Below are 21,390 nucleotides of genomic sequence, written 5' to 3'. Positions count from 1 at the left end.
GACTACGGGATGATGACGTTCACGATGGCCGCATTCACGCGCGCCTGATCGGCGCCCGCGCCGCCCGACAGCGCCGCGGCGAGCGACGACACGAACGTCGAGCGGGGATAGCCGGACTTCTGCGGGCCGATGATCACGTTCCCGAAGAACGACACGCTGCCGTTGAACCCTGCCAGCGAGCCCTCGCCCACTCCGTACTTGGAGGAGAACAGGCCGTACTCGCCGTACGACACGACGTTCTCGTCGAAGGCGAAGTTGGTCGCCGCCGGGATGCTGGAGAGATTCAGGAACTGCGACAGGCTCCCCGGCGCGGTCATCGTGTTGTGACGAATGGTGACGTTCTGCGCATCCTGCATGATACTCACCAGTCGAGCGTCTCCCGTGAAGGGCGGGGCGTTGATGTTCTCGAAGACGTTGTGCTCCACCAGGAGTCGGTTGAGCAGTTCCCCGACGGGATTCGGGTTGGACCCCTCCTTCCCCGTGATCCCGAGCCCCGCGCCCGCGTTGCGGACCAGGTTGTCCCGAATGATGATGTCACGCGCGGCACACCAGGTGCAACGCCCCGATTGGTTGGCCACCTTCAGCACGAACGCATACCCCACCTGCCCATCGGTCCACGACCCGTCCAGCACGTTTCCCCGAATGAGGAAGCGCTGGACGTTCTTGGTCTCGACGAGGTTCTTCTTCGTCCACACTCCCTTCCAGGTGACCGGCGTGTAGATGTAATTGTGCTCGAGCTGGATGTCACCCGGGATGAGGTCCGGGATGACGGGATCCGCGCCACCGAACATGATGTTCTCGCCTGCACCGGCGAGCGTGTTGTTCACGATCCTGTAGGGGCCCGGCCCGTTCCAGCCGACGATCGCCTGCGAGTCGAACCCGCTCGCATGGCAGTCCATGAGGTAGCTGTCCTGCAACGCCGTGCGCGCGCTGTTCAGCTCGAGACAGCGCTGCACCCCCTGGCTCGGTTGCGGGTGGATGTAGACCCGGTCCAGGACGAGATCCGTCGGGACGACCGCCAGCGTCGTCTGGGGGGCCCCCCCCACGCCCAGGGCCACCACGCGCCCGATGACCGCCGTCACTGATGGGTCCACCGAGAACTCCACCCCGGCAATCCACCACCCGCTCGCGCCGACGGGTGTCGAGAGCGCCGCACCGGTGTTCGGGGTGACGACCTTCGGCATCAGCGCCCCGAAGACAGGTGTGACGCGCGTCCCCTGCGGAGGCATCAGCGCGAGCTTGTCCGAGCGGATGATGATCCACCCGTCGGCAGGCGTGCCGGGCTTGGGCGGGAGCGTGAAGTTCCCGGAGAATGTCGCACCAGCCTGGAGGACGATCTCGTCGCCGCGGCTCGCCGAGTTGAGCACGGACTGGAGATTGTCGCCGGCGCGCACGACCCACTGCTTGCCACGCACCTGGGGGAACGAGAAGCTCAACGTTTCGGGGAGCTGCGGCAGGGCGACGACCCCCGAGGCAGAGTCGGAGACGGTCAGGCTGGCCGTCCCTCGCACCCCATCGATGGTGGCGGCGACCTGGGCGCTCCCGTTGGCGATGGCGGTCACCAGTCCGGTGCTCGACACACTGATGATCCCGGTGCCGCTGACGACCGACCACGTCACCGAACGCTGCGGCAGAACGCGTCCCGCCGAATCGATCGGCGTCGCGGTGGCCTGCACGACCTCGCCGATGCGGACGGACGCCCTCGGGAGCGACACCTTCACCGTGGCGACGGCCGCGTTGGAGGGCGGTGCTTGGCGGACCACCAGATCGCGCGCCCCCTGCACACCGTCGATGGTCGCCAGGACCTTGGCGACCCCGGGGGCGACGGTGCTGACCACGCCGTCGCCCGACAGCGTGATGACCTCGGGATTGGAACTCCCCCAGGTCACCGCGCGGCCGGTGATCGGGTTGCCGTTCGCATCCAGCGCCCGCGCCGAGGCACGTGCGCGGCTCCCCATCGTCAGGAGCGTCGAATCGACGTCGACGTCGACCTCGACCGACCGGACGACCGGACTGCCGGGAACGACGATGGAGGACAGTGGGGTGACGGAATCGGTGCAGCCGCTCGCCAGCGCCACGAGAGAGACGGCGACACACAGCGACTGACGAATCGGGCGGAGGCCCTGCATGAAATATCCTGTTCGGAACCTGGGCTGACGCCCGTGTGGCGCGGTACGCGTGGGCAGGTTGCCGTGATGACACGCCAGTCGTGCGTCGAACCCTACACCCGCAGAGCGGATTCTGCTCCATCATACCACTCCCAGGGCGCTCCACGCCACGGCACCGATCATCCAGCGGCGTGCGAGCACGCGAACCGATCGATGTGTGACGGGCCAGGCTGGCGAGCTGTGCCGCGCTCCGTCAGGGGGTGGTGGCCGGAGTTGTGAGGTACGCCGCCTCGAGAATGTGCAGCACCTCACGTTCACCGAACATCGCGTGGGCGCGGCGAGCTCCCGCCTCACCCATCGCGCGCGCCCGGCTCGGATCATCGAGCAGGACAGCCAGCTGTCGCGCGAGCGCCTCGTCGTCTCCCGGCGGAACGAGGAACCCCGTTTCGCCATGAACCACCGCGTCGGGGACGCCGCCGACCGCGGTGGCGACCACGGGGCGCCCGGCGGCCATGGCCTCGACGATGGAGTTGGGGAAGCCTTCGCCACGCGAACAGAGCACCGAGACTCCAAAGAGCCAATGCATGGATGGCTGTGCGGGACGACGGCCGGCGAATATCAGGCGCGCGGAGACGCCAAGGGAATCGGCGAGCCGAGCCAGGTGCTCGCGTTCGGCCCCATCGCCAACGAGGACGAGCTTGAGGTGCGGGCGACTCGCGGCGAGTCGGGCCAGCGCCCGCACCATCGTGCCAAGATCCTTGATGGCGTGGAAGTTCGCGATCACGCCGACCACCTCGTCGCCGGCGCGCAGCCCCAGCTCGCGTCGCTGCGGCACCAGGAAGGTGTCGTCCGGGGGCACGAATGCCTGGTCTTCGATGAAGTTCGGAACCACCAGGACCCGCTCCGCGGGAGCGCCCTCCTGTATCAGGAGTCGTCCGACCGACGGCGAGTTGGCCAGCACACGATGCGCCATTCGGTACGCCCATCGATTGAGCCAAGCGTGCGCCGGACGGTTCGTCTCGAGCCACCAGCGCCGGCTCGCGATCACGAGCGGGACACCCGCGGCGCGGGCGAACGGGACGCCCCAGATGTTGGTGTAGATGTCGTGCGCGTGAAAGACGTCGACGCCCTCGCGTCGCAGCCAGCGGCGTAGCCGGATTCCCTCGCGCAAGGCCGCACCTCCGACGAGGCTGCCGATCGCGAACTCGGTGACGCGGAATCCGCCGTCTCGCACGCGGGGCAACAGGGGGCCTCGCGCCGCGAGGCAGGTGAACTCGACCGCGAAGCGCGCGCGGTCGAGTCGTTCGGCGGTGCGGATTGCATTGAGCTCCGTCCCGCCCACTTCGAACGTGTCGAGGGCAAAGACGATACGCCGTCGGCGCCCGGAATCGCCGGGCGCCGACGGGGGTCGAACGCCGCCCGCGGAGTGGTCGCCTACCAGCAGATCCCCTCGTAGTCCATGTGGGCCGGCGCCCGCGCGCCGAAGATGCGCACGAGGTCGACCACCTTCTGCCCCTCGCGAATGCGCGGGGCGATGTCACGAAACTCGGCGGTACCGTTGCCGATCACGATGACCTCGGCGTCGGCGAGGACCGCGTCGACCGAATCGCGCATGAGCTCCCAGACATGGGGGATCTCGCGCTCGATGTACTCGCGGTTGGCGCCGATGAGGCGGGCGCTGCGCACCTCGCGATCATAGATGCTGACCTCGAAGCCCTTGCCGACGAGGCGCTCGATGAGGGTGACCATCGGGGACTCGCGCAGGTCGTCGGTCCCCGACTTGAAGGCGAGTCCGAGGACGCCGACGCGGCGCCTACCGCCAGCCGCAATCATGTCGTACGCTCGCCCCACCTGGAGGGCATTGCTCTCCAGCGTGGCGCTGAGCACCGGGGTCGCCACGTCGAGCGTTCGCGCCCGGTGGGTGATCCCCCGCAGGTCCTTGGGGAGGCACGAGCCGCCGAACGCGAACCCCGGTCTCAGGTACGCCGCCGAGATGTTGAGCTTGGTGTCGAGGCAGAAGAGGCGCATCACCTCGTGACTGTCCACGCCCAGCGTCTTCGCCACGTTCCCGATCTCGTTGGCGAAGGCGACCTTGAGCCCGTGGTAGCAGTTGCAGGCGTACTTCAGCATCTCGGCCACCCCCGTCTCCACCGCATGAAAGGGCGCCTGGATCGTTGCGTAGAGCGCCTTCACCTCGGCGACGGTGGTCGCGTCCTCTGCGCCGATGACGGTGAACGGCGGGTCGTAGAAATCCTTGATCGACGTCCCCTCGCGCAGGAACTCGGGATTCATGCCGACCCCGAAGTCGCGCCCCGCCGAGAGCCCCGACGAGCGCTCGAGGGCGGGGATCGCCACCCCTCGCGTGCTCCCGGGGAGCACCGTGCTGCGAATGATGACGGTGTGCCGCGTCGACTTCGAGCGCAGCGCGGCGCCGATCTGTTCGCACACGCGCTCGACATATTCCAGGTCGAGCGCCCCATTGGGCCGGCTCGGCGTTCCGACGCAGACGAGCGAGATGTCGCTCGCCATCACCGCCTCGCCGACGTCGGTGGTGGCGCGCAGCCGCCCCGCCCGCCGCATCTCGGCCACCATCTCACCGATCCCCTGCTCCACGATCGTGGCGATGCCATCGTTGATCATCGCGACCTTGGCCGGATTCACGTCGACGCCGACGACGTCGTGCCCTTCCTTCGCGAAGCAGGCAGCCGAGACGCAGCCCACGTACCCTAGTCCGAAGACGCTGATGCGAGAAGTCATCTGTATAATGGAATCAGGAATGGTACGGTGATGTGCAACGTCAGGCCCCGACCGCGGAGGGAGCGCGACGTTGGGCCTCGCGGCCATGCCAGCGCTCGAGCGTCGCCTCGCACGCTGCGCCGAAATCGGCGGTGACCCGCTCCCAGCCGAAGCGCTGGCGCACCTGCGCCGCCGCCGCTGCCCCCATGCGGGCCGCTTCCGGTGGGTTGCGCAGGAGGGCCACCGTCGCCGCCGCGAAGTCGGCAGCGCTGTCGGCAATTCGGATGTCCTCCCCGTCCGCCACCGGGAGCCCCTCGGCGCCGATGGTGGTCGAGACGATGGGACACTCCATCGCCATCGCCTCGAAGATCTTGAGCCGCGTTCCGCCACCCACCCGCAGGGGGACGAGCACCACGGCAGCCTCCTCCAGGTAGGGGCGAATGTCGGGGACTGTTCCCGTCACGCGCACGCCCGGCGCGACGTCGGCAAGGGCGCTGACCGCCGGAGTCGGATTCCGCCCGACGATCGACAGTTGGGTGTGCGGCAACGAAGCCCGCACGATGGGGAGGACCTCCCGCACGAACCACCCGATCCCGTCCTCGTTCGGCATCCAGTCCATGGAGCCGGTGAAGACCAGCTGGTCGGGATGCCGCGCCCGTTCCGGTGATGGCTGGAAGTAGTCGGTGTCGACCCCGGTCGCGACCGCCGAGACCGACGTGACCCCGTACTCGCGCTCGAACGTGGTGCGATCGGCGTCCGAGACGGCGACCACATGATCGACACGCCGGCACTCCCGTTGCTCGAAACGCTTCATGCGCCGCCACTGCTCGCGCATGTACGCCTTGCGTACCGGGTTGCTCGCCACCGCCGTGTGGCGCTGCCAGATGGCCGCCTCCACGTTGTGCTGGAACAGGAGGACGGGGACGCCGAGGTCGTCGGGGATGTTGATGCTGGGCGTCAGGAAGTCGCAGACCACGAGGTCGACCGCGCCCGTGCGCACGGCGGTACGGATGGCCTCGCGCATCGGCGTCGAGCGGTAGCGCGCCACCGCGTACGGCAGGGGCGACACGACGTTCCGTGCGAGGTCGGCGAAGAACGCGACGCTCCCCTTGGCCGGGGGCGCGAACGGCACCCGCACCAGCTCGTGACAGTACTCGGCGGCGCGCGCGGGTGCATCGGCGGCGGCTGTCCCGTCGTCGAGGGTCAGGTACGTCACCCGGTGGTGCGCCTTCAGGTGCTTCAGCATCTGGTACGTGCGAATCTTCCCCCCCTTGTCAATGGGGTGGAGGAGTTCGGTCTTGAGCCAGAGGAGGTGCATGCGCGATATCCGGGGTCTCAGGGCGTGGCCGCGATGGCGTCGACCGGCTCGCCGTCGAGAAAGATGCGCTGCCAGATCTCGAGATTGACGAGCGCCCAGAGCCGCTGGTCATGCCGCGCCACGCCGCGCAGGTGCTCGTCGGCCATGCGGCTGACGGCGTTCATGTCGAAGAGCGCCCGGTGCGCCGCGCGCGGCGACAACACGAACTCGTCGAGCACGTGCCGGAACGGCCCTGCGAGCCATGCGCCCACGGGTACGGGGAAGCCCATCTTCTTGCGGCTGAGGATCTCGGGGGGCAGGAGCCCGCGCATCGCCTCGCGCAGGATGTGCTTCGTCGTCATCCCCCGAAGCTTCATGCGGATGGGGAGGGCGGCGGCAAACTCGACGAGTGGGTGGTCGAGAAACGGGACACGGCTCTCGATGGATGCCGCCATGCTCATCTGGTCCTGCTTCATCAGCAGCTCGTGCAGGTACGTCCTGGTGTCGGCGTACAGGAGCCGGTTGAGCAGCGAGTGGGCGCCCGTGCGCGCCAGCGCGGCGTGGTGGGCGGCGTACGGGTCGATCCCCGCCAGCTGCTCGCGCAACGCCGGCGCCAGGAGCCCTGCCTGACGTTGCCGGCCGAAGACGGCGAAGTTGTCGAAGTAGATCGTGTCCAGGTCGCTGGGGAGGTACAGAAACGTACGCGTCAACTTGCGGCGAACTCCTGCCGTATCCGGCAGGGCGTCGATGCCGCGTCGCACCGCCGAGCGCAGGGCGCGCGGGACCACCTCCCCGTACCGCCTTCCGAGCCGCGCGTTGTACATCGTCACCCGATACCGATTGTAGCCGGCGAGCGTCTCGTCGCTCCCCTCGCCGGTGAGGACCACCTTGACGCGCTCGGCGGCCAGGCGCGAGACGAAATTGAGGGCGATGCTCGACGGATGGGCGATCGGTTCGTCCTCGTGCCAGACGAGCCGCGGCAGCGCCCCGAAGAACTCGTTGGGCGCCACCACCACTTCGTGGTGATCGGTGCCGTATCGCTGCGCGACGAGGCGCGCGAAGGCGAGCTCGTTGGCCTCGCGTTCGGCGAATGCGACCGAAAACGTCTTGATGGGCTCCTTGACGAGCTGGCTCATGATCGCCGTGATCGCCGCCGAGTCGATGCCACCGGAGAGGAACATGCCGAGGGGGACGTCGGCCATGAGGCGCATCCGCACCGCCTCGCGGAAGCGTGCCAGGTACTCGTCCACCAGCGACGCGTCATCGCGCCCGTCGAGCGTCCCCTCGGCGAATTCAAGGTCCCAGTACTGGCGCACTTCCACCTTGCCCTCGCGCCAGACGAGCGTGTGCCCGGGTGCGAGCCGCCGGATACCGGCAAAGAGCGTCTCGTCGCCAGACGGGGCGTAGTTCGCCAGGAAGTCGGGGAGGGCCGCGGTGTTCATCGCGGCGCGCAGCTCGCCCGAGGCCAGGATGGCCTTGATCTCCGACGCGAAGATCAGGGTCCCGTCGTCCAGGTGGGCGTAGTACAGCGGCTTGACCCCGAACCGGTCCCGGGCCAGGAAGAGCGCTCGCGTGGCACGATCCCAGATGGCGATGGCGAACATCCCGCGCAGCAACGTCGGGAGCGAGTCCCCATGGCGCTCGAACAGCCGCAGGACCGTCTCGGTGTCGCAGTGCGTGTGGTAGGCGACGCCCTGCGCCTGCAGCGCGGGCATCAGCTGCGGATGGTTGTAGATCTCCCCGTTGTAGACGAGCTGGTAGCGACCGTCGTCGGACGCCATGGGCTGTGCCCCATGCGCCACATCGACGATACTGAGGCGTCGATGCCCCAGGGCGACGCCGGGCTCGAGGAAGAGCCCGGCGCCATCGGGACCGCGATGCACCATCGTGTCACGCATGCGCGTGACCTGGTCCTGGCGCACGACGCGATTCGAGCCCGCGGGGGTCACGATGCCGCAGATGCCACACATGGCGTTCCGACTCCTCTCGTTAGGTTTGCCGCCGCCCGGCGTCGATCCCGTCCGGGGCCCCCCGCTCGACCCTCCACCCGGCGGGGCCGTGCGTCGCGCTCACGCTCCCCCCAGGTACGCTCGCCACCGAGGCGCCATCGACCTCGATGCAGGAGCCCCTCACCATCACGAGGGACTCGCCCTCCCCCCCGCTTCCGCCCCGGCGCACCCAGGCGACGTCCGCGTCGGTGCGTACCCCCTCCACCTCGCCCCGCACGTCGAACAGGAGGAGATCGTCGTGGATGACCGACCGGATCGCGATCGCCTGACCCGTCGCGGCCTTCAGGCGCTCCACGTCGTACCCGCCCGCATCGGCCCGCAGGATGACGAAGCTCATCGCCGTGGCCCCCCGCGCCCGGAATCGGAATCGCGCGCGCCGCGACCGCTCACGTGAACCATAACGGGGCGACACGATGGCGTCGTCGACCTCCCATCCGCCGTCCGCACCGATCGCGACCACCGTGGCCAGCGCTCGCCCGTCATCGGTCACCGTCAGCCGCCCTCCCTGCACCGTGGCGTCAAGCCCGGGAGCGCACTGGAAGGTGGAGACGGCATCGTGCTCCCCTTCGCCCTCGATCACGTCGCGCACGAGCCACCATTCCCCCCGTGCCGCCAGGACCTGGCGCCGATGCGACGCAGGCGCGGAAAGGCGCCGGTAGCCATCGTGGTGCCCCTCGAAACAGGCGCCGACGCTCGTCACCACCCACGCATCGCGCACGCCGGACGTCATCACCCGCCACCGGAAGGCCCCGGCCGGCTCGGACGAGGAGGTGCCGTCGAGCGAGACCGTGTTGTGCGCGAGCGAGGAGCGCATGGCATCGCGCTCGGCCGGATCGATCGTGTAGCTGGCGGTCCCCGCGTCCACGAAGAGGCGGCGCCCGCCGATGGAGAGGTCGAAGGCGAGCGTGTCGGCATGCGCGTGCCCCCCGTTGGCGGTGCCTAACGGGCCGCAGTCGATGGCCAGCACGGCGCTGCGCGCGTCCCATCCATCGCGCATCACGTAGAGCCCCCCGTCGGGGAAGGCCCGAGCCAGCGCGGCCGGCGGCGTGGGCGCGATCGCGTCATAGGCGCGCACCCCCTCGGCGCCAAGCATCCACGCCAGCTCGTCGCTCGGCGCCCCGGCCACCGCCGCCAACCGCCCCGCCCGCAGGATCGTCGCCGTGGTCGCCAGCGGCGAGCGCACATCGTCGGGCGCGCGCCCATCCAGGAAGAGCAACTGCCCGCCATCGTCATCGCCGAAGAGCGGGACCGTCCCGTCGCCTCGCGACAGCCACGCCAGCACGTCGGCCAGGGCGACGATCGCGTCGTCGAAGGCCGGCGCGCGCGCGGGAACGTGCCGCTCCCCAAGGAGGCGCGCGTGCAGGTAGATGTCGAGGGTGTAGCGGTGGTAGTGCACCGCCTGCTCGAAGTAGGTCCCATCGGGCCGGACCTGCCGCGGGAGCTGCTCCTCCAGGATGCGCCAGCCGAGCGCGGCCCAGCGCGGCGCGTCACGCAGTTCCGGGAACTGCGTCCCGATGTAGAGCAGCCCCAGCGCCTCGCCCGTGAGGTGCGTGTTGGGGCTGAACCACGTGGACAGGTAGCGCTCGATGTGCCGCGCGCTGGCGTCGAGCGCCTTGAGCCAGCGCACGAGGAGCCGGTCGTCCGGTTCCGGCGCGTCGCGCAGCAATCGGTGCGCCCACGTCCACGAGACGGCGCGGTACGCCACCTCGAGGCTGCTGGCCCAGTTGACGCCGCGCTTGGGCGGGTTGGCATCGAGCCACGACGCCAGCAGCGCCGCGGCCCCGCGGGCGTAGCGTGCATCACCCGTCAGCTGCCACGCCTGCCCCAGCGACACGAGGATATGATGCCGGTTCAGCTCCCAGACGACCTTGTGGTCACCCACCACGCGCGCGTCCAGGAAGGCGATCCGGCTCCAGTGCGCGTCGGGGGCGGTGACCCCCAGCGTGGCATCGCGCGACCAGGGCGGGGGGAATCCCAGCTCCAGCACGGGGTGGCCGAGGAGCTCGAAGCGCCCGCGGAGGATCTCGTCGGCTACACGGGCAATCTCGCCCACGCGTTCCGGGAAGCGCTCGGCGATGAATCGCGCCGTCGCCGCCGGCGCGGCCATGCCCGGGACCAGGTGCGGGCGTTCCCCCGAGCGAAGCCGGACCGCGAGCGCCGCCGACCCTGCAGCGGCCACGGCTGGGGCCAGCCGCCGCCTGAACTCGTCGTCTCCTGGCTCGCCGACGCCACGCATCCCCCACCGCTCGCCCACGGCGGCGAGGGCCTGCGCGGCGCGCTCCTGCAGCTCGGCGAGCGAGCGACCGCGCAGCTTGGCGAGGAGCCGACCGGGGCGCATCGTCAAGCCGCCTCGAGGTGGTCGAGCGTGGTGCCGGAAGCCGCGGCGTCAGCCGCCCGCTCATACAGCGTCACCCAGGCGTCGCGCACCCTGGGCCACGTGTAGCGATCGAGGCATTCCTGCCGCGCCTGCGCCGAGAGGCGGGCCGCAAGCCCCGGTTCGTGAAGCAGGCGCAACGCCTCGCGCGCCATGGCCGCGTCGTCGCCGCGCGGCACCATCAGCCCGTTCTCTCCATGCCGCACGATGTACGGGATCCCACCCGCATCGCTCGTCACCACCGGGAGCCCGGCGGCGAACGCCTCGATGACCGAGTTGGGCATGTTGTCGATGTCGGGAGAATTGAGGTAGACGTCGGCGGCATCGTACAACGCCGGCATCTGCTGCGGCGACACGCGTCCGAGGAATGTCACGCCGCGAAGTCCGAGGCTCGTGACGAGCCGCTCCAGCTCGCCGCGCTGGCTCCCGTCGCCCGCCACCACCAGTTCGGCCTGCGGCACCTCGCGTTGGATGCGCGCAAAGGCCTGGATCGTACACGCCACGTTGTACAGCGGCTCGAGGTTGCGGTTGGAGAAGAATCGCGGCGCCAGCACGTCGCGCGGCCGGAAGGCGAGCCGATCGACTTCCACGAAGTTCACGATCGCGTGTGCGCGCAGGCCGTGCCGGGCGAAGACGTCGACCAGGTAGCCCGAGGGGACGACGATGGCGTGCGCCAGCCGCATGAGGGGGACGGCACTGCGCCAGTTGGCCAGGTGGTCGTCGGCCTCGCCACTGCGATAGTTGAGGACGACCGTCCGGCCAAAGAGACGTCCGATGATCATCGCGGGGACCGGGGCCAGGAGGAACGACCAGTACGACGCCGAGAACGCGTGCACGACGTCCACGTGCCGCATCGTCCGCAGCAGCGACCACGCGTAGGCGACGCTCGTCACGACGGTCCGGAGGTACTTCACGCGCTGCAACGCCGAGAGCGCCCCCGGGAGCCGCGGGTTCACGGGGAGAAACGACACCTCCAGGTCTGGCACGGTCGCCAGCCGCTGGCGCAGCCGATTCAGGATGATGGCCTGCCCGCCAAGGATGTCGAGCGAGGGACCCACGAGGCAGACGCGCAGCGGGGGCGTCGCACGCCGCGCGCCCGGCGTGAGGGCAGTTGCTGGCTGACGGCTCACGGCTCTCGTGCCTCCGGATGCGCGAGCCTGGTCCGCCGCGGCAGGAGCTCCGCCAACCCGCTGGCCCACGACTCGAAGGTCAGCGGACTGAGGGACTCGGTGACCACGAGGCGCGGGAGGAGCAAGGACGGGGTGTCGTGCGCGGCGAGCCCGGGGTCGCACGTGGTCGCCGATGTCACCCCCGCCTCGCGCAGCCACGCCATCGCGTCGCGGCGATACACGCCGCTGGGATAACAGAAGTGCGTGGCCACGCGACCGGTCGCTCCCTCGAGAAGGGAACGATTCATGTGCAGGTCGGCCGTGAACGCCTCCCGTTCCTCGAACAAGCGGTGACGGTGCGTGTGCAGCTGGAAGTCGATCCCCTTCCCCGCGAGCTCGGCCATCTCGCCGGGCGTCATGAGCGAGACGATGCGCTTCGCGACGAGCGAGCGGAAGTCGATCCCCAGGACGGCAGCGAGACGTTCGGCGAGGTGCTGCCTGGCGACTTCATCCAGTCCGTGGGTCTCGGCGAATCGCAGGATCGTCCAGAACGCCGCGTCGCGCCGTGCCGGGGTGTCCAGCGCACCCGCCGGCGCACCGGGCACCACCGTCGAAAGATCGACGGTGCGGTGGCGTCCCTTCCACAGGAGATACGAAACGAAGACGTCGAACACCGGGGTGCCGACCTCGGAGTAGCGTGTCGTCTGGTACACGGTCGCCGGGTAGCCGAACTCCTCGAGCACGGGATACGCGCGCGCGTAGAAGTCGTAGGTGCCGTCATCGAACGTGAGGGCCACCGCGGCGCGCGGGAGCGTTCCGTCACGCAGGCGTCGGACCCCGTCGTCGAGCGACACCACGCTGTAGCCGCCGTCGCGGAGCTGCCGCAGCCGCTCGCGGAGGACCTCCTGGCGAATGAACAGCGCCGGCTTCCACTCGTGCTCGTCGTCGAGTGAGACGCCGTGGAAGCAGAGGATGAGGAGGCGTTCGCGGCGGAATCTCGAGCGGCGAACGAGGGCCATGCCACCCGTGGCGCGCGCCAGGGCGTAGATCCCCTCCCTCGCCATGCGGACGACGCTCACGTCGCCCTCCCGGACCGCTGCGGGGCGCTCCCCGTCGCCATGCCTAACGATTCCATACGTCCCACCGCCCGCGGAGCCCGTTGATCGTGGCGCGAACGACGGCCGCCTGCATGGCCGCCGCCATCGCCAGCGCGCCGCGCACGCGTGGAACCGCGGCGACGAGCGCCCCCAGGGCGATCAGGGCGAGCGCGAGCAGCCACCGCCCGAGGGCCGGGGCGGACGACGACAGCGCGGTGGCCGCCCAGGCCAGGGCACCCAGCGCCGCCAGCAGCAAGAGGTACGGCGTCGCCAATCGGAGCAGCTTGTGAAAGAGGAACTGGAGCCAGATCGGATTGCGCCAGGGCAGCACCACCTCGGGGAGCCAGGCGCACAGCTGCAGTACCCCCGTCAAGGTGCGTGCCTTGCGCCGGAATTCCTGGGCCGGCGCGAACCGGCGATCGTCGAACGCCTGCGCCGATGGCTCGAAACCGACCCGATACCCCCTCAGCACCAGCTGCATCGGCCCATACAGGTCGTCGAGGATCAGGCCGGCGGGGAGCGGATGCCAGCACACGCGCCGCATCGCATAGATCGCCCCGGTGACCCCCACGGCCGAATGGACGCGCGCCTCCTTCATCCGAAGCCACCGCTCGAACAGCCAGTACCGCTCGGCCAGCGTCGACGGACGCCCGTCGCGGCCGATGTGCAGCGCCCCCGACACCGCGCCGAGTCGCTCGTCGGCCAGGGCTCCGACCAATCGCCTGATGGCGTCACGCTCGAAGCGCTGGGCAGCGTCGGTGAAGCAGAGGATCTCGCCCGTGCTTGCGGCGACCCCGGCATTGAGCGTGACCGCCTTGCCGCCAGGAGGTGGCCCGGCGACGACACGAACCCTGGGAGCGAGATCCTGCAGGGATTCCGACGGCACCGGCCCTTGCTGGTCGAGCGCGACCACCACCTCGAGAAGCTCGGGTGGGTAGTCACCGGCCAGTACGTCGGCCACGCGATCGCGGATGACGGCCTCCGGGTCGCGCGAGGCGATCACGACGCTCACCCGCCGGAGCGCCATCTCCGCCGCCGGACGGGCATTCCCCCGGATGGCCGCGAGCGCCGCCATCAAGAGGGGGTAGCCCAGCCAGATGACGGCGAGCGCGAAGAGGCATCCGAGTGCGAAGAGGAGCATGTCTGTTGAAGGATCACGCACAAGACGAACCAGCCATGGCGCGGGAACGCCCGCGCACCGCACACGAGCAAGGGGAGTACCGGGGCACTCGGGCTCGTCCGCCGCCGCCTCGCTAGATTGGGTCGACGGGACTGGGTGGCGCGACGCCCCGACTGTTGCACCGTCTCGACAGGCGGTGTGGGACGCCGGCTCGCGACTCCGCCGGTAATCTGCCCCGCCTGCGCGGCGTGGGACACCTCCCGGGGGGCCGGTTGTGGCGTCGGCCGTGGATGCCCGTCTTCAGGAGTGAACGACTGGTGTGCGGTTTGCACCTTACCGATGTCGCCCCGGGCATTCGCCCTCGACCTTCTACGCACTGGCATGTCGTCTCCCCTTCGCACGCTCGTCACCGGCGGCGCCGGATTCATCGGATGCAACCTGTCGCGCCACCTCCTGGCGCGGGGGCATGTGGTGCGCGTGGTCGATAATCTCTCGACCGGTTTCCGGAGCAACCTGCGCGACATCGAGCGGGAGATCGAGTTCGTCGAGGGAGACCTGCGCGACCCGGCCACGGCCCAGCGCGCGACCCGCGCCATCGACGTGGTGTTCCACGTGGCGGCGCTGCCGAGCGTTCCCCGCTCGCTCAAGGACCCCATCGGGTGCCACGAGAACAACGTGAACGCGACGCTGAATGTCCTCGAGGGCGCGCGCGCCAACGGGGTGCGGCGCGTGGTGTACTCGGGTTCCTCGTCGGCGTATGGGGACACGGCCGTCCTGCCGAAGGTCGAGAGCATGGAGCCGCTCCCCCGCTCACCTTACGCCGCGGCCAAGCTGGCGGGCGAGCTCTACACGCTGGCCTACGCGCGGGCGGGACTCATCGAGGGGGTCGCGCTCCGGTACTTCAACGTCTTCGGCCCGCGTCAGGACCCCTTCGGGCCCTACGCGGCGGTGGTCCCCGCCCTGTTCAGGGCCGCCGTGAGCGGGACACCGATGCGGATCTTCGGCGACGGGGGCCAGACTCGCGACTTCACCTACGTGGACAACGTCGTCCTGGCCAACGAGCTGGCGGCGACGCAGCCGGCCGATCGCGCCAGCGGCCAGGTGGTAAACGTCGGCGCCGGCGAGCGCACGTCCATCCTCGACCTCGTTCGACTGGTAGGCGAGGTGACGGGGCGACCGGTCCAGGTCGAGCACCAGCCGCCGCGCGCGGGCGACGTGCGCGACTCCCTGGCCTCGCTCGAGCGCGCCCGTCGCGTCCTCGGCTACGAGCCGCCCGTGTCGCTGCGTGAGGGGATCGCCCGGCTCTGGGCCTGGCTGCGCGAGCACCCGGAGGCGATCGAGGCGCCCGCGCCGGCGGCGACTCGTTAGGTGGTCGCGACGTGCAGCGTGGCCCGAGCCAGGGCGTCGACCACGCGCTCCCCGGCATGACCGTCCCATCCCTCGGGGGCGCGCGCCCCGACCGGCACGCGCCCGTCGGCGAGCGCGGCGCGCGCCGTGGCGAGGATCCCGTCCCGGGTCAACGGCCACCCGGCCAGTCGGTTGGTCCCCTCCGACACCGTGACCGGACGTTCCGTCGTCCGGCGAAGCGTCACGCAGGGGACGCCCAGGACGGTGCTCTCTTCCTGGATGCCGCCGGAGTCGGTCAGCACCACCGCCGCCTCGGCCTGCAGCGAGAGCATCTCGGTGTAGCCCAGGGGCTCGAGGACGCGCAGCGGCGCGAGGAGCGCGTCGAGGCCGAAGGTGCGCACCCGCCCTCGCGTGCGCGGATGCATCGGGAGGAGAATGGGGAGGTCGTGCGCCAGCTCCGCGAATGCGGACAGGATGAGCGCCAGTTGCGCGGGATCGTCCACGTTGGACGGGCGATGCAGCGTCGCGACCGCGTAGGGGGCACCGTCGACGCCGAGTGCCCGGGGGGTTTCGAGCGCGCGGGCGTGGGGGAGCATGCGCAGGAGCGAGTCGATCATCACGTTCCCCACGAAGACGACCCGCGAATCCTCGATCCCCTCGCGCCGCAGGTTCGGCGCGGCGTCGCGCGACGGCGTGAGGAGGAGGTCGCTGAGGCGGTCGGTGAGGACGCGATTCACCTCCTCGGGCATCGCCCAGTCGTTGCTGCGCAGGCCGGCCTCGACGTGCGCGATGCGGCACCCGAGACTCTCGCGCAGCTTGGCCGCCACCAGGGAGCAGGCGAGGGTGGAGTTGACGTCGCCGACGACCACGATCCAGTCGGGGCGCGACGCCTCGAGCACCGGCTCGAAGGCTTCCATGACGCGCGCCGTCTGGGTGGCGTGCGAGCCGGAACCGACGCCCAGGTGGCAGTCGGGGGTGGGGAGCCCGAGGTCATGGAAGAACGCGTCGGACATGGACGCGTCGTAGTGCTGGCCCGTGTGCACGAAGACGCGCGAATGCCCCTGGCGCTCGAGGGCCTGCAGCACGGGGGCGACCTTCATGAAATTGGGCCTTGCACCTGCGACCACGAGGACTTTCATACACGGAACGTGAACGGTTGGGCGCGACGATGCACAAGGTAGCGGCTGCGCGGGCGGCGGGCGACGCATGCACCGCGGCGACCCGCGCATGACAGGGACGGACGAGCCCCCGCGCGGGTCTCAATCACCCGGACCCGGTGAGGGCGGTGGGGACTCCCGCGCGCACCTGGATCGGTCGCTGACGCACGGCGTGGCGTGGATGGGATCCGTCCGCTGGGCCACGCAGCTCGTCACCTGGGCCAGCACCCTGATCGTGGTGCGCCTCCTGTCGCCCGACGACTACGCGCTGGTGGGGCTCGCCACGATCTACCTCGGCGTCGTCACCATGCTGAGCGAATTCGGGATCGGGGCGACCATCGTCACCCTTCGGCACCTGACGCCGTCGCAGCACGCGCAGATCAACACGCTGGCCGTCGCCTTCGGGGTGGCCAGCCTCGCGGTCTCGGTCGCCGCCGCCCCCATCCTGGCGTGGTACTTCGAGTCGCCACGGCTGACGGCGGTGATCGTCGCGATGTCGACCATCTTCGTGATCACCGGCATCCGCACCGTGCCCCAGGCCGTGCTGCAACGCGACATGCGCTTTCGCGACCTGGCGCTGAACGACGGACTGCAGGCGATCGCCCTCGCGGTGGGGTCGGTGGTCTTCGCGTGGCTCGGCCTTCGGTACTGGACGCTGGTGCTGGCCGCGGTCGTGGGGGCGTTGCTGTCCACCATCGGCGTGCTCTGGCTCGTGCGGGTCCCGTTCGAACGCCCACGCTGGGAGACGATGGCGGGCGCCGTCGCCTTCAGCCGCGACACGATCGTCGCGCGCCTCGCCTGGTACCTGTACGCCAACTCCGACTTCTTCGTCGCGCAGAAGATGCTGGGCGAGAACGCGATGGGCGCCTACCGCGTGGCGTGGGACCTCACCAGCGCCCCGTTGGAGAAGATCACCTCGTTGGTGGGGCGCGTGACGCCGTCGGTGCTCTCGGCGGCGCAACACGACGCGGCGGCCCTTCGGCGTTACCTGCTCCGCATCACCGAGACGCTGGCGCTGGTCACCTTTCCCGCCACCATCGGCATGGCGCTGGTGGCCAGGGACCTGGTTCCGCTGGTGCTGGGGGAGCGCTGGGTGGGGATGATCGCTCCCCTGCAACTGCTGGGGATCGCGGCGACACTTCGGGGCATCAACCCGATCCTCCCGCAGGTGCTCGTGGTCACCGGCGGCAACCGGCTGATGATGCTCCTGAACCTCCTCGGACTGCTGGTCATGCCGGTCGCGTTCATTTTCGGGAGCCGGTGGGGGACGGCGGGGGTGGCAGCGGGGTGGATCACGGCGTACCCGGTCCTCGTGGTGGCGCCGATGATGTACCTGACGTTCCGGCAGGTGGACCTCCGCATCACCGAGTACCTGCGCGCCCTGGCGCCCGCGGTCTCGGGCGTGCTGCTGATGTGCCTGGCGGTGGTCGCTACCCGCCAGCTGCATCCGGCGTCCATGCCTCGCGTCATGTCGCTCGCTGCCGACATCGCCACCGGAGCGGCCGCCTACCCCGCCGCGCTCCTGCTCCTGTATCGCGATCGCATGCTCGCGCTCGTGTCCCGCGTGCGCGGGACCCTGACCTGATCGCCGTGACCGAATCCTCCGCGCCTCCGTCGCCATTCTTCACCGCGCCACCGGCCGGTCCTGCCGCCCGGCGGTTGCTGCTGGTCAGCTACAGCTTCCCACCGGATTCCAGCATGGGCGCGCTGCGCTGGGAGAAGCTCCTCGGCTACGCCGCGACGCGCGGCTGGCAGGGCGATGTCCTGATGATGGACCCGGCCACCGCCGCCGTGCGTGACGACTCGCGCCTCGCGGCGCTGCCGCCGGGGACGCGGTTGTGGGCAGTTCCTCGTCGCACGCCGTGGCTGCGCCACGTCGAGCAGTGGGTCGTGCGCCGGCGGCAGGCGATGCGCGCGTCGGCCGACCGTCCCTCGCGGCGGGCATCGTCGGCCGCCCCGGCGTGGACGGGACCGATCGTCGAGCCGGGACTTCGCGGCCGGATCAACGGGCTCAAGCGCGGATACCTCGCGCGCATGCACTATCACGAGTGGATGCTCTGGGCGCGCGACGCGGCGGCGCTGGGCGCGGCGCTCGCCTCGGCCTCGCGGTACGACCTGGTGGCGAGCTCCGGCCCGCCGCAGATGGCGCACGAGGCGGCACGGATGATCGCGCGGCGCACCGGGCTCCCGTTCGTGATGGACCTGCGCGACCAGTTCTACGCTGGCGATACGCAGCCGCCGGAGCTGCGCAGCCATTCATGGCTGGCGCTGACGAAGCGGTACGAACGACGCTGCGTGGAGGCGGCGCGGCTCGTCGTGACGAACACGGCGGCCATCGAGGCCATCATGCGCGAGCGATATCCATCATGGGCATCGCGCTTCGTGACGGTGATGAACGGGGCCGACGCCGACGTTCACAGCACGCGCCAGCTGGCCGAGACCTTCACCGTCACCCATGGCGGAAGTCTCTACAACGGGCGCGACCCCCGGCCGCTATTGCGCGGGTGCAAGCTGGCCATCGACGAGCTGGGCGTGGGGCCTGACGAGTTTCGCATCCGCATCTTCGGCGACGACTCGTACGAGGGGACGCCGGTATCGGTCATCGCGCACGATGAGGGGGTGGGGGCGTTCACGCTCACGGAGCGCACGGTGCCGCGCGGCGAGGCCATTCGCCGGCAGGAGGAATCCGCCGTCCTGGTCGTGCTCCCGCAATACCAGGTGGAGTGCATTCCCGGGAAGCTGTTCGAGTACGTGCAGCTCTCGTCGTGGGTGCTCGCCCTCACCGAACCGGGGACGGCGACGGAGCTCCTGCTGCGGGGCACGGGGGCCGACGTCGTCGCCCCGGACGCCCCCGCGGCGATCGGTCGTTGCCTCGCCGCGCGCTACCGGGAATTCAAGGCGGGGCGCCGTCCCGGTCCCGTGAACGCCGATGGCCGGTTCGATCGCGACGCACAGGCCAAGCTCCTGTTCGACGCGATCGACGCGCGCCTTCTCGGCGCCGAACGTCGTTAGGCCGCGCGGCCCTCGCTATCTCCCCTCGCCGTCGCCGAGGGCCTCCCGCGAGGGGGCAGTCCCCGGCGCGGCCTCCGGCGCGGCGGCGGCGGCGGCGGCGGCGGCGCGCGCCAACCGTTTCGCGTGCAGCCGGCGGCGCACGGTCCCAGCCAGCTGCGACGTCCACCCCGCGATCCGTGCCCGCCACCGATGCGGTGCGTACTCCCACTCCTCGCCGAGCGCGATCTCGTCCTTGGTGAAGCCGCGCTTGAAGTCGGAGATCCCACCCAGCGCATCGCTACTGCCGAGCGTCCCGGCGGTGACGCCCCCCATGTCGAACCACTCCCCCGCCGAGCGCTTCGCCCATGAGACGAGGTCCCAGATGGCGGGGTAGAGGATGGGGAGGCGCACGCCAGGAATGCGAGCCGAGGCCCCGGTGTGGTACTCTACGCGTTCGCCGTGGTGCAGCCCCCACGCGAAGCCGACCAGGTCCGCGGGTTCGCGCGCCGATCCGCGGAAGACACCGACGACACGCGAACGGTGAGGGAGCTGCCGGCACAGCTGCACGATCGCCCCCCAGTCCATCACCTGCGCGGGGGCGCCGGTGCGGGCCAGCGACTCCTCGAGGAGCAGGTTCATCCGCGCGCCGTACCGTGCGTCGTCGATCGGCGCCACCTCGAGTCCGTGCTTGGCGGCGCTCCGGATGTTCTGCCGCGTGCTGCGACCGAACGAAGCGAAGATCTGGTCCTCGGACGGGGCGAGGTCGATGGCAAGCGTCCGCTCCGACACCCGCTCGGCGCGTGACCGCACGAAGCCCGCCTCGTGAAGCATGGCCCGCAGGGTGGTACGCGCCGCCTCGTCGCGGCACTCCAGCTCCACGACGGCGCGCAGGATCATGGGGTGTCGCCGCGACCACGCCGTCAGGCAGCGCAACAGCGCCGCCCCGGCCGCCGTGGCGTACGGCTCACCGAACGACTCGACGCGCGCGACAAGGTGCCATGGCAGCGCGCGTGTCCGGGTAATGGACACGCTGGCGAGCGCCAGGCACTCTCCCCCCGCCCCGCGCGCCACCATGGTTCGATCTCGCGCGCTGCCGAGCGCGGTGGCCCACGCCACGCGCGACGGCAGTGGGATGGGGAATCGCCGGGCGTCGAGCTCTCGCTCCGCCTCGCGCACCGCGGCGGCGTCGCTCGCGAGGACCGTGGCGCTCACTGCCGGCCAGCGCTCGACGGTCTGATCTGGCGCAGTCGTCGCCTCGACTGCCGCGTCGCGGCCGGCCGGATCAGGCATCGGACACCATCGCGATGCGCGCCGGTAGGCGAACGCCGCAGACCCACGTGCGTTCGTGCGTGCCGACGAACCGCATGCCGACGTGCAGCATGTTCCTGCGTGGGGCCTCGTTCCAGTCTTCATGCCACGCCACGAGCGTCGTGGCGCCCAGCGATTCGGCAACGCGACTCGTCTCGCCCATCAAGGCCCGATTGATGTGCCGGCCGCGGAATCGCGGCAGTGTCTGCGCCGAAATGAACACGGCATCCGTCTCCCCGAGTTGGAGCGTGGTGTCCGTCTCCGTGAGTGGCCAGTCGTACGCGCCCACGAAGACGATGCACCACCCCGCCACCTCGCCGTTGATCTTGGCCAGCAGCAGTCGCTGGCCGGGAATTTCCACCGAAAGGTACGAGCCCAGGAGGGAGAGCACATCGCTCGGCGCGTCACCGAACGCGCGCGCCTCGTCCCACGACAGGTTGTCGAGCGTGAAGGTCCATCCGTCGTCGAGCCTCGGAGGCAATCGGAGAACGCTCGCGATGGGTGACCGGTAGAAGAGAAGCGTCCTTTTCCGGTGCACGAACGCGAGCAGTCGCACCGCGGCGATGCGGGCCGTTGGAACAGGGCCATGACGGCGTAACGCGGACAGCAGTCGAGACATGGCGCGGGAGAGTCGTGGATGCCGCGGGCCTGACGACCCGGCACTGACCATGGCACCGTGCGAGGCACAATCCGGGCCATGGGCATGCCGGCTTCCCGACCAGCGCGGGGACCGGAGG

At 70.3% G+C, this 21,390-nt stretch carries 15 protein-coding genes; 3 read left to right on the top strand and 12 right to left on the bottom strand.

What is annotated here, in order from left to right:
- Positions 1-2 precede the first annotated feature (2 nt).
- The 9 genes from ABS52_11030 to ABS52_10990 form a co-directional block, all read right to left on the bottom strand.
- Positions 3-2,078, bottom strand: coding sequence for a hypothetical protein (locus ABS52_11030; protein ODT03131.1), 2,076 nt, complete (start codon positions 2,076-2,078; stop codon positions 3-5).
- Between the two features lie 283 nt (positions 2,079-2,361).
- On the bottom strand, positions 2,362-3,450 hold the full coding sequence (locus tag ABS52_11025; protein ODT03130.1) for a hypothetical protein: 1,089 nt from the start codon (positions 3,448-3,450) through the stop codon (positions 2,362-2,364).
- Between the two features lie 92 nt (positions 3,451-3,542).
- A complete protein-coding gene (locus ABS52_11020; GenBank protein ODT03129.1) occupies positions 3,543-4,865 on the bottom strand; it encodes a GDP-mannose dehydrogenase in 1,323 nt (440 codons plus the stop codon).
- Positions 4,866-4,905: 40 nt separating this feature from the next.
- A complete protein-coding gene (locus tag ABS52_11015; protein ODT03128.1) occupies positions 4,906-6,162 on the bottom strand; it encodes a hypothetical protein in 1,257 nt (418 codons plus the stop codon).
- A gap of 17 nt (positions 6,163-6,179) precedes the next feature.
- Complete coding sequence (locus tag ABS52_11010; GenBank protein ODT03127.1) at positions 6,180-8,111, bottom strand: asparagine synthase (glutamine-hydrolyzing); 1,932 nt, start codon at positions 8,109-8,111, stop codon at positions 6,180-6,182.
- Positions 8,112-8,130: 19 nt separating this feature from the next.
- Complete coding sequence (locus tag ABS52_11005; GenBank protein ODT03126.1) at positions 8,131-10,488, bottom strand: hypothetical protein; 2,358 nt, start codon at positions 10,486-10,488, stop codon at positions 8,131-8,133.
- Positions 10,489-10,490: 2 nt separating this feature from the next.
- On the bottom strand, positions 10,491-11,582 hold the full coding sequence (locus tag ABS52_11000; GenBank protein ODT03125.1) for a hypothetical protein: 1,092 nt from the start codon (positions 11,580-11,582) through the stop codon (positions 10,491-10,493).
- 68 nt (positions 11,583-11,650) lie between these two features.
- Positions 11,651-12,697 carry a hypothetical protein gene (locus ABS52_10995; GenBank protein ID ODT03124.1) on the bottom strand — a complete coding sequence of 349 codons (1,047 nt, stop codon included), beginning with the start codon at positions 12,695-12,697 and terminating at the stop codon, positions 11,651-11,653.
- Positions 12,698-12,755: 58 nt separating this feature from the next.
- Positions 12,756-13,871: a hypothetical protein gene (locus ABS52_10990; protein ID ODT03123.1), complete on the bottom strand. Its 1,116-nt coding sequence runs from the start codon at positions 13,869-13,871 to the stop codon at positions 12,756-12,758.
- Positions 13,872-14,231: 360 nt separating this feature from the next.
- Between ABS52_10990 and ABS52_10985 the strand changes: the two genes are divergently transcribed.
- A complete protein-coding gene (locus ABS52_10985) occupies positions 14,232-15,218 on the top strand; it encodes a hypothetical protein (protein ID ODT03122.1) in 987 nt (328 codons plus the stop codon).
- Here ABS52_10985 and ABS52_10980 read toward each other — a convergent pair.
- The gene (locus ABS52_10980; protein ODT03121.1) at positions 15,215-16,336 is read right to left on the bottom strand and encodes a UDP-N-acetylglucosamine 2-epimerase; all 1,122 of its coding nucleotides are present in this window, start codon (positions 16,334-16,336) and stop codon (positions 15,215-15,217) included. The two genes, ABS52_10985 and ABS52_10980, sit on opposite strands and share 4 nt — an antisense overlap.
- 190 nt (positions 16,337-16,526) lie before the next feature.
- On the opposite strand from ABS52_10980, the gene ABS52_10975 reads away from it, so the two are divergent.
- Both ABS52_10975 and ABS52_10970 read left to right on the top strand, forming a co-directional pair.
- Positions 16,527-17,939, top strand: coding sequence for a hypothetical protein (locus ABS52_10975; GenBank protein ODT03120.1), 1,413 nt, complete (start codon positions 16,527-16,529; stop codon positions 17,937-17,939).
- 113 nt (positions 17,940-18,052) lie between these two features.
- Entirely contained in the window at positions 18,053-19,366 is a 1,314-nt protein-coding gene (locus ABS52_10970; protein ID ODT03119.1) for a hypothetical protein, read from the top strand.
- Positions 19,367-19,381: 15 nt separating this feature from the next.
- On the opposite strand, the gene ABS52_10965 is transcribed toward ABS52_10970, so the two are convergent.
- Both ABS52_10965 and ABS52_10960 read right to left on the bottom strand, forming a co-directional pair.
- Positions 19,382-20,635, bottom strand: a complete 1,254-nt coding sequence (locus ABS52_10965; protein ID ODT03118.1) for a hypothetical protein — start codon at positions 20,633-20,635, stop codon at positions 19,382-19,384.
- Positions 20,628-21,134 (bottom strand): hypothetical protein, encoded by a 507-nt coding sequence (locus ABS52_10960; GenBank protein ODT03117.1) that lies wholly within the window; start codon positions 21,132-21,134, stop codon positions 20,628-20,630. Before ABS52_10960 ends, ABS52_10965 begins: the two co-directional genes overlap by 8 nt.
- Positions 21,135-21,390 lie beyond the last annotated feature (256 nt).

The sequence above is a fragment of the Gemmatimonadetes bacterium SCN 70-22 genome, from assembly GCA_001724275.1.
GTDB lineage: Bacteria > Gemmatimonadota > Gemmatimonadetes > Gemmatimonadales > Gemmatimonadaceae > SCN-70-22.
This window is presented reverse-complemented; position numbering and strand designations above follow the sequence as displayed.

Excerpts from the sequence above, each read along its gene's own strand:
- ABS52_11020 (ODT03129.1), bottom strand. The coding sequence starts at position 4,865 with ATGACTTCTCGCATCAGCGTCTTCGGACTAGGGTACGTGGGCTGCGTC.
- ABS52_11015 (ODT03128.1), bottom strand. The coding sequence starts at position 6,162 with ATGCACCTCCTCTGGCTCAAGACCGAACTCCTCCACCCCATTGACAAG.
- ABS52_11010 (ODT03127.1), bottom strand. The coding sequence starts at position 8,111 with ATGTGTGGCATCTGCGGCATCGTGACCCCCGCGGGCTCGAATCGCGTC.
- ABS52_11005 (ODT03126.1), bottom strand. The coding sequence starts at position 10,488 with ATGCGCCCCGGTCGGCTCCTCGCCAAGCTGCGCGGTCGCTCGCTCGCC.
- ABS52_10995 (ODT03124.1), bottom strand. The coding sequence starts at position 12,697 with ATGGCGAGGGAGGGGATCTACGCCCTGGCGCGCGCCACGGGTGGCATG.
- ABS52_10990 (ODT03123.1), bottom strand. The coding sequence starts at position 13,871 with ATGCTCCTCTTCGCACTCGGATGCCTCTTCGCGCTCGCCGTCATCTGG.
- ABS52_10985 (ODT03122.1), top strand. The coding sequence starts at position 14,232 with ATGTCGTCTCCCCTTCGCACGCTCGTCACCGGCGGCGCCGGATTCATC.
- ABS52_10980 (ODT03121.1), bottom strand. The coding sequence starts at position 16,336 with ATGAAAGTCCTCGTGGTCGCAGGTGCAAGGCCCAATTTCATGAAGGTC.
- ABS52_10970 (ODT03119.1), top strand. The coding sequence starts at position 18,053 with ATGGGCGCGCTGCGCTGGGAGAAGCTCCTCGGCTACGCCGCGACGCGC.
- ABS52_10965 (ODT03118.1), bottom strand. The coding sequence starts at position 20,635 with ATGCCTGATCCGGCCGGCCGCGACGCGGCAGTCGAGGCGACGACTGCG.